This is a genomic window from Candidatus Synechococcus spongiarum, assembly GCF_900047545.1.
Classification (GTDB): Bacteria; Cyanobacteriota; Cyanobacteriia; order PCC-6307; family Cyanobiaceae; genus Synechococcus_B; species Synechococcus_B spongiarum_C.
The window spans coordinates 1-14425 of sequence record NZ_FITM01000144.1 but is presented as its reverse complement, the minus strand read 5'-3'; the positions used below and the strand labels follow the sequence as shown (position 1 = coordinate 14425).

The window sequence follows — 14425 nt, the reverse complement described above, 5'->3', positions numbered from 1 at the left end:
ATTAATGAAGGGATCCCGTTGGCTGGCCCGTTCAATTAAATTCTCTGTATCGTTGCGGAATACTGTTAATTTTGTCACAAGTGCGTCATTATCGACAAAGATATCATTTATAGCATAAGTAGTACCAATCTCATAGGTAATTCCCGTTTCCGCGTCCAACTCAAGATTACCACTTGCCCCATCAAAGATCTCATCCAGAACGGGTAAGCGTTCAGTGTAAGCAACTGAACCGAAAAGACTCCAATTGTTATTAATCTCAAAAAGGGCTGCCAATTTGGGCGAGACGGCAGTGTTGGTGACGGTCTCGTTAAAGTTGGGATTGGTGTTTAGTGCATCGGAAGTTAGTGCAGCATGCTCCACCCGTAGACCAGGGATCAGGGTCAGGCCGATATTAGGAAACACCATCTCTGTCTGGACAAAGGCCGCAACTTTGGTATCCTTGCCACCAGGCTGGAACCGGATAAACCCACGCTCTGCCTCCCCCGTGCGGGTTTGCCAACTGCCTTGCACACCAGCGGTCAGAAAGGTTTGCAGCCCCTCTTCCAAACCAAAGATGGACGTATTTTCAAAACTGAGTTGATAGTTTTCGTAGGCATATGTGCTGTCATCAAACAGAACACTAGTGTCAAAGGGTGGTGGTAAAGTATTTTTTGCATTCTCTTGAATCACTCTGGTGTCAGACCAGGACAACCTCGCCTTGAAATCAATTAAATCACTTTCCAATGGGGTATTCTCGTAGATCAGGACAACTGTCTTGTCTGTAACTTCCCGGTCCACCAGCCCAAAGCTACCTGTGCCTGTCTGCTCGTACTCCGCCTCGTCTTCCTGGGTGGTCCAATGCTGATAGGACAACTCAATGGCCTGCGAATTCCCGTCACCAAACTCGTAGCGGCTCTTCAGCAGTGCTGAAGGGGCATCAAAGGCTGAGCCACGGATCTGCTCTCCGCTTCCGTCTTTGAGATCGTCGTTGTTGCGGTAGATGAATGCACCCAGAAACTCCAGGTTTTTAGTAGGACGTGAAGCCAGAATGGTGCTGCTGAATCCCCCGTAGCCGTTGCTGGTCATCTCCAACTTCTGACGCAGGGCAAAATCCCGATCATCATCTTTCAGAAAATCGCTGGCGTCCTTGGTTTCCAGCGTAACGACTCCCGCCAATGCGCCGGAGCCATAGAGAGTTGAGGAGGCCGGTCCACGCAACACCTCAACCCGCTTGTACAGCTCCGGATCGGTGAACAAGGCCCCCATGCGGTATTGCTGGTAGTACTTAGTCGCGCCATCCACCTGAAGAATCAGTCTGCCTTCCCCGCCGCTGTTGTCTTGACCAAAACCACGAATGTTGAACGCCTCTCCCAGCACTCTATTGCTTCCAAAGGCTTTAACACCGGGTAAATCCGTGAGCCCATTCCCAACCGTGGTGGGCTGTTTTCGATCCAGTTCATTTTGATTGAGCACTGATACGGATTGGGGAGTATCACTGACCACCTTTTCCTTGCCACCAGAAATAACGATCGGATCAAGCTCAATCGGTTCTTCTTGCGCAAAAGCAGGTAGAATGACCAAGTAGCTGAGACCACAGCTAAACAAGCAGACGAAGGCAGGGAGAGATTTAATCCGAGTCAAGTTGAGTCTCCTAAAAATTGTGAGATTTCTAGCTTAGACAGTCTGCAAAAACAGGTGATGCAGGATGTTACCAACAAAAGCAATAATTACTACAGTTGATTAACCATGTAAGTCATATAAAGGAATCAGCAAGCACTTCACCCAGTCCTAACATCACCAGGGATTGGCTCTTGATCAGGATTTGGGCTTTCTCGCCCTCATTCTCTCCCTACAAACCTGGTGTGAACTTGCCAACGGGCAACGTGGTAAACGCCAAGGTTATTAGTATATTTTCTTACAATTTAAAGTTCTTAATGTAACCTCATGGATTTTTGGGATCCGTTCTACGCTAGCCTTCTCAGGCGCTCACTGAGCAAACCATGAACTCAACATCCACGTCCGACCGGCAGCACTGGTACCTCAAACTCGTCGCGGTTCCACTGCTGCTGACTCTACGCTCCGTTGCAGCCCCTCCTCGCCAGTTGCTATCCAAAATGCCGTCGTCTTCCGGCGGGCAGCACTGGTATCTGAGATTTGTTTTTAGTCCCCTACTTGGGTTTCTAAAATCCATTGTAGTCTTATTGGCTCAGGTACTTAAACTCATCGGTCACACCCTGACGACGATCGGGAAAGTTTTTGTTCTATTCCAAAGGATTGTTATTAATCCTCTACTGAGTTCCCCGCGCTTCATTGTCGTTTTTATCAGTCAACTTTTAACGTTCAAGTCAAATCAACTAACCCCTGGTCGCTATGCCCTTGAAACTGTGGCACAATGGCCTCGTCGATTTATAAAATTCTTCCCAGCTCTCTTCCACTTTTTTGTGAACTGGGCGGAACAACGCCCCCGCTTCCTCAACCGCATCACACTGCTTGCACCAGTTAGCGCCAGCCTCTCCTTGTTTTCTCTGGCAGTCTTGAAAGCGTCGTTCCTGAGCTCGTTCCTGGAACTGCACTTCCCGGAAAACCTGAGCGTAGAGGTGGTTAAGCTGCCTGTATTCTAGTAAGGCGTTGACGTGAAAAAGCCCCAGCCTTGGCTGGGGCTTTTGGGTTTCAGTCTCTTTTGAGAACAGCGGGATTGCGCTCAGTTGATTTTGGCTGTCTCCATTGAGTTGAAGGCGTCCTCAACAGACTTGAAGTTGAAGCCAAGGGAGCGCAGAGCATGCCAGAGATGGCCTTGCAGAAAGAAGAAGGCCAGATAGAAGTGAGCGTTGGCCAGCCAAGCCCTGGCGCTATGCACACCCAGTCCCATATCTGCTGTGTCAGCAAAATAGGGAGAGAAGGCAAACTTCAGTGTCAAGGGAGCGCCATAGAAGGTTTCCGGATAGACTGTTGTGTTCATGGCACACCAGTAACTGGCCACAAAGCCCATCAGGGCAATGCCTCCCAAAGAATAGGACAAAATCGCCTCACCGGTATAAGTCTGCACTTTCCGGAAGAATCCATAGGGGGGGACGAGAATGTGCCAGATACCGCCAAACAGCAAGATGAAGGACAGGACCGCGTGACCACCGACTACATCCTCCAAGCTACTGATGCTGATGAAATTGGTCTGATAGCCCCAGACCATACCCAGATCAATGTTGGGCTGCACAGTGCGCACAATCTGCTGGGCAGGGTCATAGATGCCAAAACGCTGGGCCCACTCCACAAAGGCAATGGCGCCCAAACCCAGGAAGATGAGATGATGGCCAAGGATGAGGCCAAGTTGCTTTGGATCATCCCAGGAGAAATGAAACTTGCGGGCCTGCCCCTCAGATTGACTAAGATCTTCCGGGGCACGGAATTGGTGCCAGATGCCAGCGGCGGCCAGCACCGCCGAGGAAACCAGGTGCAGAGCAGCAGTGGCATAGTAGGGCTGTGTGTCGGTAATGACACCACCCTCGCCAACACCAAAGCCGAGGCTGGCTAAGTGGGGCAACAAAATCAGGCCTTGCCCACCCATGGGAAGTGAGGGGTTGTATTTGGCCAGTTCAAAAAAGGTGAACGATCCGGCCCAAAACATGATCAGGCCGGCATGGGCTGTATGGGCAGCAATGAAGGTTCCGGAGCGCTTGGCCACGCCGGAATTCCCTGCCCACCAGTCATAGGTGACGTTGGGATTGCCGTAGGACTGCATCGCAGCAGGTCAATAACTACAGGTCTAAAGTTATGGCAGCTTGTGCTAGGGCATGTTAGAAATCAAACGTTTTGATAGCATGTTCCGATACCTAACCATGTTCTGTGGGGATTGTTGGCCTTTGCAGGCCAGCGCCGTTTTACTTCTGCTTGTTAGATGGATGTATGCATGCTGAATGCCTGGTTTGCTGGCTTTCTTAAAATCTCTTAAAATTTCAAGAGGTCTTAAAAAGTCCCAAAGAAAAAGCCACTCTCATTGGAGTGGCTCGGTGAACGTCTCGCCATTAATCCTCACTCGCTGACCAGTTCAGCCAGTCATCATTTTTGATACTTGAGTGAACGTAATATCACACTTTAAAGTTACGACACTGCGAAATCAGGACACCCCGGCACATTGCTGGTAACGCTCCCAGAAAAGCTTCATCTGGGCACGGCTGCCGATGCTGACCCTCACACTGCCATCCAACAGGGGCTTGCCGGTCATGGGTCGCACCAACACACCCTGGCGCCGCAGGGCCGCCACAAGGCGGTCCGGGTCCTGATCCGGCCAGAGCAGCAGATAGTTGCCACCGTCACAGTGGTGCCGTAATCCTGCCGCAGCCAGTTGGGATAGGAGCCAGTCCCGGGCAGCGCTCACCTCCTGCACGTAGGCGCACACATGGTCCTGGTCCTCCAGGGCGGCAAGGGCGGCAGTTACGGCAAAGCCGTTGACGTCGTAAGGGCCGGTCACCCGCTCCAGCCGCTCCACAATCTCCGCACTACCCACCGCAAAGCCCAGGCGTAGCGCCGCCAGCCCGGCGGTCTTGGAGAGGGAGCGCAAGACCAGCAGATTGGGCTGCTGCAGCGCCGTCGACAGCACCGTATCCCCCGTAAATGCTTCATAGAGCTCATCCACCACCACCAGGGTGTGGGGATGGGCCGCCGCCATGGCCCGAATCCAGCTGGGGTCCAGCCGGGTGCCCGTGGGGTTGTTGGGGTTGCAAATCATCAACAGGCGCGGCCTGGACTGCAGGGCTTGGGCCACCGCCTGCCGGGGGTAGTGAAAATCAGGCAGTTCATGGGGAACGGCCTGGAGGACCATGCCCTGTTGGCGTCCACAGGGGGCGTAGTAACCAAACGTGGGCGTGGCCATGAGCAAGGTCTCGCCCACAGCGCCAAAGGCTTGGAACACCGCGTGAATGGCCCCGTCCGCACCGTTGAACAGGCCCACTTGCCCCTTGTCCACTCCCAACACCTGGGCATAGCGGTGCTTGAGGGCATCGTACTCCGGGTACATGCCGTAGTGCTCCGGCGCCATGCCCCGAATGGCCTCCACCACCTTGGGGCTGGGACCCATGGTGTTTTCGTTGAAGTCCAGCCGCAGCAAGCCGCGACGGCCCTCCAGAGGAGCGCTGTAGGTCTGGAGCGCCTCCACCAGGGGGGAAGCTTTCAGGATGGGCATGGTGGATACCTTCTCCGCTCACATGCGATCAAGGGTCTTGATGCCCAGGAGCGCCAGGCCCAGGTCCATGGTCCGGGCGCTGAGGCGACACAGGGCAAGGCGTGTGGGGCGGGATTGGGCTGGTGCCTTGAGCACGGGCAACTGGTCATAGAAGCGGTTAAAGATCTGGCTGAGACCAAACAGATAGGTGCAGAGGCGATTGGGCAGCAGGTCCTGCTCCATGGCCAGGAGCACCTCATCAAAGTTCAGCAGTTGCCGCGCCAAACTCAACTCCTGGGGGGCCTGCAGGCAAATGGCGCCGGGCTCCGCCGCCACGAGCGATCCCCCCTGACGGGCAATGCCTTGAATGCGCACGTAGGCATAGAGCAGATAGGGCGCCGTGTTGCCCTGGAGAGCAAGCATCCGATCAAAGCTGAACTGGTAGTTAGTGGTGCGGTTCTGGCTGAGATCAGCATATTTCACGGCGGCGATGCCAACGGTTTCCGCCACCTGGGCAACGAAGTCCTCCTCGGCCTGCCGTTGCTCCCGGGCCATGCGCTCCACCAGATCACGCCGGGCCCGCTCCACTGCTTCCTCCAGCAGGTCCCGCAGGCGGACGGTGGCGCCGGAGCGGGTTTTGAGCTTCTTGCCGTCGGCGCCCTGCACCAGACCGAAGGGCACGTGCTGGAGACAGCACCCCTTGGGCACCCAACCGGCCCGCTGCGCCACCTGAAACACCGCCGCAAAGTGGTTCGACTGGCCCGCATCGGTGACGTACACCACCCGCTCGGCCCCCTCGCCCCCTGCAGCGGGGCTGGCCAGCCGCTGGCGGATGGCGGCCAGGTCGGTGGTGGCATAGTTGTAGCCCCCATCCCGTTTCTGCACAATGAGTGGCAGGGGTTGGCCATCCTTGCCCATCATGCCCTCCAGAAAGACACAGCGGGCGCCGTTGTCCACCACCAGCAGCCCGGCCTGCTCCAGATCCTCCACAACCTTTGGCAGGGCGTCGTTGTAAAAGGACTCGCCCCGCTCCATCAACTGCACGTCCAGGCAGTCGTAGATGGCTTGGAACCCTTGGCGGGATTGCTGGCAGAGGAGCCCCCAGGCCTTTAAGGCGTCCGGCTCACCCGCCTGAAGCCTCACCACCTCGCGGCGGCTGTGCTCCTGAAAGCCTTCATCTTCGTCAAAGCGCTTCTTGGCCTGGCGATAGAAGGCCACTAGGTCCCCCAGGTCCACGTGCTCCTCACCGGACAGGGATCGGGGCGCCACATGTTTGAGGTGGGTAATCAACATGCCGAATTGGGTTCCCCAATCCCCCAGGTGATTGAGTCGCAACACCCGGTGCCCACGGAAGGACAGCAAGCGGGCAATGCAGTCGCCGATGATGGTGGAGCGCAGGTGCCCCACATGCATCTCCTTGGCGATGTTGGGGCTGGAAAAATCCACCACCACCCGTTGCCGGACCTGGGCCATGGGCACCCCCAGCCGGGGCTGATCCAACCGCTCCTGCACCTCTGCTGCCAACACCTCGGGCCGAACGGTGAAGTTGATAAACCCCGGCCCCGCCACCCGGGGTGGATAGCAGAGGTCCTCCACCTGCAGGTGGTCCACCACAGCCTGGGCAATCTGCCGCGGCGGCTGCCCTAGCATCTTGGCCAACCCCATGGCGCCATTGGCCTGGAAGTCGCCAAACTCCGGCCTGGTGGCTGGTTCTAGCGGAAACTCCACAGCGGCGTCCGGCAGCGGAAGGGCCTGGGCCATGGCCTCCAACAGCCGGTGCTGCAGGGCGTTCCGGAGCTTAAGCATGGTCTGCCGGCACAGATGCAGCCCCCATCTTGCCGTGCCCTCCGTCCCGGTGGATCATTCCCTGCAGAAGCGCATGGTGAGATCCAGCCAGGGGGAGTGGGTCACGGGGGCGCTGGTGGAGATGAGGTCAACGTCACAGGAACCGTAGGCCCCCAGTTGCTCGGGTCGGACGCCGGAGACTTCCAGCACCACGTTCTTGCCACGCTGCCTGGCCCGATGACGCAGCTTGGGGGCCAATCCCTCCACCGCCTCCGGGGCAAATTCATCCAGCAGCACCCCTTCGGCGCCAGCCTCCACCGCCGCTTTGGCTTCGGCAGCGGTTTCCGCTTCCACAATCACTGACACCGGCCAGGGCGCCTGCCTACGCACCCGCTGCAGCGCTGGCGCCAGGCCACCGCACCAGGCCAGATGGTTTTCTTTCAGCATCACCGCATCATCCAGGCCCATCCTGTGGTTCAGGCCACCCCCACAACGGACGGCGTATTTCTCCAGCAGACGGAGACCGGGCGTGGTTTTGCGGGTGTCCACCAGGTGGATGCCGCTGCCCGCCAGTTGCGCCACCAGACGGGCTGTGGCCGTGGCCACGCCCGACAGGCACATGGCCAGGTTCAGGGCCACCCGCTCCCCCGCCAGGAGAGCCGCGGCAGGGCCGTGGAGGCGCAGAAGTTCGGTGCCCGGCGCCACAGCGTCTCCGTCCGCCACAAGCACCTGCACCTGCACCGCCGGGTTCAGCAGGTGGAACAACTCCGCGGCCAGTGGACCACCGCAGAAGCAGCCTGACTCCTTCGCCAGCCACAGGGCATCACCTTGCACGTCCCCCACAGCGGGGGCGCTGAGATCACCACGGCCCAAGTCTTCCTGCAGCCAGCGCTCCAGGCTATGGCGGAGTTCCGGGGTCCAGAGCAGGGCAGCCATGGGGACAACAGTGGCGCTGGCGCCATGGTGACCCATGGGCTGAACTCACGTCGGGAATAGGGCGGCCCCTTGGGGCCAGTTGCCGCGGGGCCTCCTGCAGCCAGTGTCGCACCCGGCTTTGGGCGGGGTGGTGCGGTTGCCGTCGCCAGATGCTGCGGGCCAGAAGCAGCTCGTCCCCCAGGCAGTCCAATCCCAGCGCGGTGAGCCACTGCCGCCGCCGGGATTGCCCCTGATCGCAGCGCAGGCGCCAGCCTTTGGCGTTCATCTGTACGCCGAACCGTGGGGCCAGATCCAGCAGGCGCGCCAACTCGGCTTGTAGGGGCGGTCCGTACAGGTGTTCATGGCCAGGGTGGACTACAACGGACAATTGCGGCGGCAACTGGGGGTGCAGCCGTTGGAAGCGCAGCGCCGCCGCCAACTCCCCCCTGTGACTTTCCAGCAGCACACCACCCACGGTTGCCTGCCGGAGATCACCGCTGCTGCTTTCCAGGAGGTGGCGCAACTGGGTGGGAGTGGTGGCATTGTCCAGGCGCAGCAGCGCCGGGGCTTGGCTCCGATCCCACAGCAGCCGGCGATAGTCTGCCGGGGCCGTCCCGGTGCAAGGCCAACCGGTGGTGGCGGCCGGATCCAGGCGCCAGATGCTTTGCTGGAGCAACGGCTGAAAACCGGCTTCTCGCAACAACGGCAGCCGCAGGGAATCCGTGCTCCAGCAGCGGGCAAACCAGCAGCGGGCCTTGGGTGCAACGGCAATGACATGGCGCACCAGGGCCAGGGCAACGGTGCGACGAGACTCCCGGGGCAGTGGTTCCGCCAGGCAAAGCTTGTGCAGGCTCCAGCAGCTTCCGCTGCGGTTGTCCGCCAGCGCCATCACCAGACCCTGAATCGCGCCGTTATGCCGAGCGCTGAGCAGGAGCGGCACGGGCTGCCGGCCGGGAAGCAGGCGCCGCAGCCAGCGGTCCCGCATCGTGGCCAGGAGCACATGGCTCCAGAGGGCCCGGTCCTCCCCGATCAGGTCCTCCGTGAGGCCACCCAGATCCGCAATGGCCAGGGACCGCAGTTTGAGCGGTGGCTGCTGGTGTCCCGTCGCCGGACCCTGGGGCAGCCTATCTTGAACGGGAGTCATGGCCGGGCCTCCGCGACGGGGGAGGGGCGGATGATCACCAGGGGGGTCCCCTCGTTGGCATTGCCGGCGGGATTGGCCACCAGAGCTTGATGAACGAGAGCCGGATCCACGCCACTGCTGGTGGCGATGACTTTAACCCGCCCCAGGTCGTTCACGTCCACCACCACCACGGGGTGCCCCACGGCCTGAGCCAACTGGGTCGCCATGGCCTGGCTCTCCTCCGGACCCAGAACAATGGTGCGGTCATAGGGGGGAATGGTGCCCGTGAGGTCGTCGATGAGTCGCGCCTGCTCTCCTGCCAGACGGTAGAAGCCGCCGCGGATGCCCAGCAGCCGCAACAGGACGCCCCCGAGCCATGCGCAAAGCACCCGTGCAGGACCAGTCAGATCAATGAGGGCCTGAAGACCGCAGGCGGTAGCCAGGCTGCTGTGGGGATGAAACACCCGACACAACTGCCGCGCCAGACAGGAGGGCTCCACGGTTGTGCCCAGGCGGTAGCGCCCCTGCATCACGGCCAGGGGGGTTTCCGCAAGGGCCACCACGTCCCCCGGCTGGAGATGGGGTTCAGCGTAGCGTCGCAGCACCTGGAGGGGATCATCCAGCCAGCCCAGCAGATGGGTAGCCAGGGGCAGCACCTGACAGCCCGACCCTTGACGCCAGGCCGGCTGCGGGTTGGCAGTCGGTCTGGCCATGGGGATCACCAGGCCATGGCGCTGCTGGAGGTGGCCGAACGGTCCGTAGGCCAGCCAGCCCACCTCCAGCCACAGGGCTTGAAGGCTCCCCAGACCGACGCCAGTCAGCACCAAGTCCACCCGCGCGGCCATGGGCTGTCGGGGTTTCAAAATGGAGACGGGCCAATAGCCGTCCGGGCGGGGCTCAACGTCGGGATGATCCGGCCCGACCCGTATCTTCACGTTGATGCCGTCCACCGCCTGGGTGGCCAGCAGGGTGGGCTCAGCCCGAAGCCGGGTGAGCATCACATCCTTGCGGGCATGGGTGTTGACCAGCTTCACCTGCATCTGCACCCGCACTTGCTGCTCGTCCACGTGCAGCCGCCATGGCCCCGTCTCCAGGCGCAGGGGACTGGCGGGGCGGAGGCGATGATCCAACTCCAGCAGTGCCAGCAGGCCAATAGCAACCCCACCGAGCACCAACATCCACCCACCCAGATCACTCATGGCGCCCTGACCACCTCCGCGTTGATTTCGTTCACCTCCATGGCTTGGGTCCGGCGCCGGGCCATGGCCTCCGGCAACTCTAGGCCCGACGCCGCGGACAGGCTCTGCTCCAGGTCTTCCAAGGGAATCTGGCCGGCACGATCCAGCAGCACGTCCCCATGCCGGTCAAGAATCACCACCTGGGGAACGAGGCCATGCCAGTAGCGGGAAGGGTCGTCAGGGGAAGCGTCCTGGGGAGGCCCCAAGCTGTCCGTGCTCAAGGCAATCACGTCCGCCACAGCCCGGAACTCTCCGTTGAGGCGGGAGAGGCTGGGGGCAAAGCGTTTGCAGTCGCTGCAGTCGTCCAGATAAAAGGCCAGGACGGTGGGGCGGTTCCGCCGCAGGCTGTCCGCCAGGCTGTTGCGGGGTGGCACCATGGCCCCGTCCCCCGCATAGAGGGAAAAGATGTTGCCGTCGTAGGCGTTGTCCAGACGGCTGGCCCAGGCGGAAGAGGGCAGCAGCAACACCATGGCCGCCACCACAAGGGCCAACACCGAGAACCCGTGACGACAGCACCAGTAACGACCAGGTTGTGTCACTTGACTTCCTCCTAGCGTCCACTCCCCTGCAGGGTACGCCCCAGACCCAGCAGCACGCCCCGGGCAATCAGGCCGATGCCCCGGCCGACGATCTGTGTCAGCACGGTCACCAGCAGGTCCCCCAGCCGTTGACTGAACACCCGCAACTGGGGACCCAAAGCATCCCGCAACTCCAGGGACAAGGTCACCATACGCTGTAAGGGCTCCAGTTGTGCCAGCTCCTGGTCACGGGGGTCAACGAGTGTTCTGGTGGCCACGCCGTCCGCCTGCAACAACAGCAGGTCACGGCGACTTTCATAGATGCGCAGGGGCTCAAGGATGAGCTGTTCGTAGCGCTCACGGGAGTTGATGTGGTTGCGGAGCCTCTCCAACTGGCGGGTGGGCAGCAGGTCGCGGCGTAGCAGGAAGCGGCGCAGCTCCGGCCACTGGCTGGCCTCCTCCAGCACCAGACCGGCAAGGGCAGAAGCCATGCGCAACAGCCAGTCACTCAGCAATACCTCCAGGTGCAGCAAGGCTGCCGGGGTATCCGGCGCCAACAGATGGCCATCCAGCAGTACCGGTTCAGCCCGCACCAGGGCCGCCAGCATGGGCTCTACGGTGGCACGGGACGCAAGGTTCAGGGCCACAGGACCGGGCAGTGTCATGGCCAGCAACTGCTCACTCACCGAGACGAGCACGCCGTTCCGGGGGATGCGCAGATAGGCCCCGCCCAACTCCTGGAGGCCGTGGAGCATGATTTCCTCCTGAAGGTCCTGCCAGCGCTCCAGCAACGCCTCACCCCGCAGCCCTTCCCGGCGCACCTGCCCCAGGGCCAGACCCATGTGGCCCAGCAACTGCCGCAGCAGGGCTGTGCGGGGCGCAGAAGCTAAAGCCCCCAGGGACGGCAACTGCTGCTCCAGGGGTTGGGGATTCCCGGCAATCCGCTCCAGCAGCCGTTGGCTGAGGGTGTCCCATAGTCCTGTGGCCGTACGGCTGCGCAGGGTGAGCCCTGTGGACATGGGAGCAGATTCGCCGCCACCCTGGTCACTGGCGCTCAAGCCCTTCAGACCCAGGGTGTTGGCGGTGGCGGCATGGAGCATCAACACCAGGGTGCGGGCCATGGCCAGCTCCCGTTGCTGGCCTTCCAACACCCAGCGCAGCAGGGTCTTGGGGCGCTGCTGAAGGTGGGCGGTCACCAGCTTGGCCTGGATCTGGATTTGCGTCAGCCCCTGGGAAAACACCCCGTTCAGGCCCTGGTGCTTTCCAATGGGAGCACCAGGGCTGGACTGCACGTCAAACACCCGCCCCCCGCCCATCAGGACAGGAAGGGATTGGCGCAGAGTGGGGGCATCGGGATTTTGCAGGATGCCGGCAATGGGCAACTCCCCCAGCGGCAACTCCCCGGGTTGGATGGGGCCACGGAGCACCAGAAGCAAAGGGGCCGGATGCCAGCGCTGATCCAGCGCCAGGGCCTCCCGCACCAGAGCAGCGGCATCAGGGGATGCCTGGGCCACCCAGATCACCAGGTCAGGCCGTCGCCGGGTTGCCTCGGCCTCGTCAATGCACTGCACAGGGACGCCTTCAACATTGCTCCGGCCCAGCACCGCCGCCAGTTGCTTCTTTTGGCTCAGCGGTGCATAGACCAGAACCCTCCGCGTCAACGACCCCATGGCAAGGCACCAGGCCAGTGATCAGGGGTTGGCTGGCTTGGGGGAATCCCGCAAGGGCTCACCCACCAACTGCATGGTGAAGCTGGTAATTCGGTAACCGGTGCGGGCTTCGATCTCCGCCAGCAGGTTGCCGGGAAGTTGCACGTCCAAGTCTTGAATCCGACCCGTGGCACTGCAAATTAAATGGCTATGGGCATCGGTGCGATAGCTGTAGAGCCTGCCGCCGCTGCGCTCCAGGCACTCAATAATACCGAATTTCTGCAGTGTTTCCAGGTTTTGATAGACGGAGGTCTGGCCAATGCTCCTCTTCTCCTGGGCGTTAATTCTTTCAAAGATGTCCCGGGCGCTGAGGTGGTCCCGCTCTTTCCAGAGCAGTTCTAACACCAGGCGACGTTGGTGGCTCATGCGCAAGCCCGCAGCAGCACAGCGCTCAACAGACCCTTGCAGAGACTGGTGGAGGCCCAGGTGGGCAGTTGGTGATTCGGCAGCGGAGGTGGTCATGGATGGAGCCGGAGGCGGGCAGAAACCATCGGCTTAAGAGCTTAGAGCCTCCCGCCGACTCTTGGGGTGTCAGGTGGGTGCCCCCGCCCCAATTTGCAGGGCCGCGGGGAGGGTGATGCGGCCATCATAGAGGGCACGGCCAATGATCACGCCGGCCAGAGGCGGGCGGAGAGCCTGCAGGGCCTGCACGTCCGCCAGGTTCGCCACCCCGCCGGAGGCAATGACCGGGATGGTGCTGGCGCGGGCCATGGCTTGCAGGGCGGCCAGGTTGGGACCCCCCATGGTGCCGTCACTGGCGATGTCGGTGCTGATGATGACCACCACGCCACTGCCCTCCAGGCTGGCGGCCAGCCCGGTGGCTTCCATGGGGCTCTGGTGCAGCCAACCCCGTGTAGCTACAAGACCGTTGCGGGCATCAATGCCCACGACAATGCGGCCCGGATGAGCCTGGGCCAACCGACGCACCAACTGGGGATTTTCAAGGGCCGCCGTGCCCAGGATGACCCGATCCAGACCACAGGTGAGCAGATATTGGGCCCGCTCCACGGAGCGCACCCCGCCCCCCAGTTGCACGGGGATCTCCACCGCTGAGGCAATGGCCTTGATGGTGGCGTCGTTGCTGGGCTCCCCCCGGCGGGCGCCATCCAGATCCACCAAGTGGAGCCGTGGGGCACCAAGCTGCTGCCATGTGCGGGCCATGGCCACGGGATCGTCACTGAAGCGGGTCACCTGACCGTAGTCCCCTTGGCGCAACCGCACACAGGCGCCATCCAGCAGGTCAATGGCGGGAATCACCTCCATGGTAACAGCAGCAAGCAGATCCCAGTGTCCCTGATAATGCAACAGGGTTGAATAGCAGAAGGCTACCATAAAAAATCGATGCTTCCCTCACTTGGCAAAGCCTGCTGGCCCATCCAACCCCCTCCACAAGTGACTATCTCGTGGTGAGAGGGCGTCCCATAGGGGGAATTGACCGATTTTTCGAGATGCCCTAATGTCCCTAATGTATTGCCACCCTTCTCTCCCAAATCATGCGCGCAATTCCCAACCTCTCAGATCAGGTAGCTCACACAAAGCCTCTCCACGACAGACTTCCTTTCTCATGGTGAGAATGCACCCTGCAGGGGAGGTGATCCCATTTTTCGAGGTGCTCAAAAATCAGGAAAAGCCTCCGTAGAGCTATCGGCTTCCCCAAGGGCACCTCGAAAAATTGGGCGCGGCATTTTCCATAAGAAACTCGGTTGTAGAGGGGAGATTCTTCGTAGGCCAGCAAGACCTTCCCATGCGAGGGAAACGGTAATTTTTCGAGTGCTTTCCAAAATTGTGGGCAATCTCTCTATATTCTTCATCAGTCTACTCATACCGCTTATGTCCCTAATCATCCATCTCTCAGCACAAGCCCATGTGAAATGCATAGATTTTAACCCCTTTGTACCTGGTAAGACCTGTTTTCCGCATCCGCATTTGGATGGGCATGGTGGCGGGACATTAGGGAAACGCTGGAGAGCCTGCTTCTTTTTGGGTAAGAGGTTAGAATGGGC

At 60.5% G+C, this 14425-nt stretch carries 12 protein-coding genes; 1 reads left to right on the top strand and 11 read right to left on the bottom strand.

Annotated elements, in window-relative coordinates:
• Positions 1-1560: TonB-dependent receptor domain-containing protein (locus tag FLM9_RS05985; protein WP_143324635.1), on the bottom strand; the 1560-nt coding region annotated here is incomplete at its 3' end.
• A gap of 419 nt (positions 1561-1979) precedes the next feature.
• Here FLM9_RS05985 and FLM9_RS05980 point away from each other — a divergent pair.
• Positions 1980-2600 carry a hypothetical protein gene (locus FLM9_RS05980; RefSeq protein WP_074457711.1) on the top strand — a complete coding sequence of 207 codons (621 nt, stop codon included), beginning with the start codon at positions 1980-1982 and terminating at the stop codon, positions 2598-2600.
• A gap of 80 nt (positions 2601-2680) precedes the next feature.
• Here FLM9_RS05980 and FLM9_RS05975 read toward each other — a convergent pair whose 3' ends face one another.
• The 10 genes from FLM9_RS05975 to hisA form a co-directional block, all read right to left on the bottom strand.
• Positions 2681-3715: a chlorophyll a/b binding light-harvesting protein gene (locus FLM9_RS05975; RefSeq protein ID WP_074457710.1), complete on the bottom strand. Its 1035-nt coding sequence runs from the start codon at positions 3713-3715 to the stop codon at positions 2681-2683.
• A 375-nt stretch (positions 3716-4090) separates the two neighbouring features.
• Complete coding sequence (locus tag FLM9_RS05970; RefSeq protein ID WP_074457709.1) at positions 4091-5155, bottom strand: pyridoxal phosphate-dependent aminotransferase; 1065 nt, start codon at positions 5153-5155, stop codon at positions 4091-4093.
• 18 nt (positions 5156-5173) lie between these two features.
• Positions 5174-6940, bottom strand: coding sequence for an arginine--tRNA ligase (argS, locus tag FLM9_RS05965; RefSeq protein WP_074457708.1), 1767 nt, complete (start codon positions 6938-6940; stop codon positions 5174-5176).
• A 54-nt stretch (positions 6941-6994) separates the two neighbouring features.
• On the bottom strand, positions 6995-7855 hold the full coding sequence (nadC, locus tag FLM9_RS05960) for a carboxylating nicotinate-nucleotide diphosphorylase (protein WP_102135493.1): 861 nt from the start codon (positions 7853-7855) through the stop codon (positions 6995-6997).
• Positions 7818-8978, bottom strand: coding sequence for a hypothetical protein (locus FLM9_RS05955; protein ID WP_074457707.1), 1161 nt, complete (start codon positions 8976-8978; stop codon positions 7818-7820). Before FLM9_RS05955 ends, nadC begins: the two co-directional genes overlap by 38 nt.
• Positions 8975-10156, bottom strand: a complete 1182-nt coding sequence (locus FLM9_RS05950) for a F420-0:Gamma-glutamyl ligase (RefSeq protein ID WP_180365324.1) — start codon at positions 10154-10156, stop codon at positions 8975-8977. Before FLM9_RS05950 ends, FLM9_RS05955 begins: the two co-directional genes overlap by 4 nt.
• Positions 10153-10734 (bottom strand): thylakoid membrane photosystem I accumulation factor, encoded by a 582-nt coding sequence (locus FLM9_RS05945; RefSeq protein ID WP_143324634.1) that lies wholly within the window; start codon positions 10732-10734, stop codon positions 10153-10155. Before FLM9_RS05945 ends, FLM9_RS05950 begins: the two co-directional genes overlap by 4 nt.
• Positions 10735-10745: 11 nt before the next feature.
• Entirely contained in the window at positions 10746-12383 is a 1638-nt protein-coding gene (locus tag FLM9_RS05940) for a DUF3685 domain-containing protein (RefSeq protein ID WP_074457706.1), read from the bottom strand.
• A gap of 21 nt (positions 12384-12404) precedes the next feature.
• Entirely contained in the window at positions 12405-12884 is a 480-nt protein-coding gene (locus tag FLM9_RS05935; protein ID WP_074457705.1) for a Fur family transcriptional regulator, read from the bottom strand.
• A gap of 69 nt (positions 12885-12953) precedes the next feature.
• Complete coding sequence (hisA, locus tag FLM9_RS05930) at positions 12954-13685, bottom strand: 1-(5-phosphoribosyl)-5-[(5-phosphoribosylamino)methylideneamino]imidazole-4-carboxamide isomerase (RefSeq protein ID WP_074457713.1); 732 nt, start codon at positions 13683-13685, stop codon at positions 12954-12956.
• Between the last annotated feature and the right edge of the window lie 740 nt (positions 13686-14425).

What these genes read in the sequence shown, in the direction of transcription:
- FLM9_RS05980 (WP_074457711.1), top strand. Translation starts at nt 1,980, where the DNA reads ATGAACTCAACATCCACGTCCGACCGGCAGCACTGGTACCTCAAACTC.
- FLM9_RS05975 (WP_074457710.1), bottom strand. Translation starts at nt 3,715, where the DNA reads ATGCAGTCCTACGGCAATCCCAACGTCACCTATGACTGGTGGGCAGGG.
- FLM9_RS05970 (WP_074457709.1), bottom strand. Translation starts at nt 5,155, where the DNA reads ATGCCCATCCTGAAAGCTTCCCCCCTGGTGGAGGCGCTCCAGACCTAC.
- argS (WP_074457708.1), bottom strand. Translation starts at nt 6,940, where the DNA reads ATGCTTAAGCTCCGGAACGCCCTGCAGCACCGGCTGTTGGAGGCCATG.
- nadC (WP_102135493.1), bottom strand. Translation starts at nt 7,855, where the DNA reads ATGGCTGCCCTGCTCTGGACCCCGGAACTCCGCCATAGCCTGGAGCGC.
- FLM9_RS05955 (WP_074457707.1), bottom strand. Translation starts at nt 8,978, where the DNA reads ATGACTCCCGTTCAAGATAGGCTGCCCCAGGGTCCGGCGACGGGACAC.
- FLM9_RS05950 (WP_180365324.1), bottom strand. Translation starts at nt 10,156, where the DNA reads ATGAGTGATCTGGGTGGGTGGATGTTGGTGCTCGGTGGGGTTGCTATT.
- FLM9_RS05940 (WP_074457706.1), bottom strand. Translation starts at nt 12,383, where the DNA reads ATGGGGTCGTTGACGCGGAGGGTTCTGGTCTATGCACCGCTGAGCCAA.
- FLM9_RS05935 (WP_074457705.1), bottom strand. Translation starts at nt 12,884, where the DNA reads ATGACCACCTCCGCTGCCGAATCACCAACTGCCCACCTGGGCCTCCAC.
- hisA (WP_074457713.1), bottom strand. Translation starts at nt 13,685, where the DNA reads ATGGAGGTGATTCCCGCCATTGACCTGCTGGATGGCGCCTGTGTGCGG.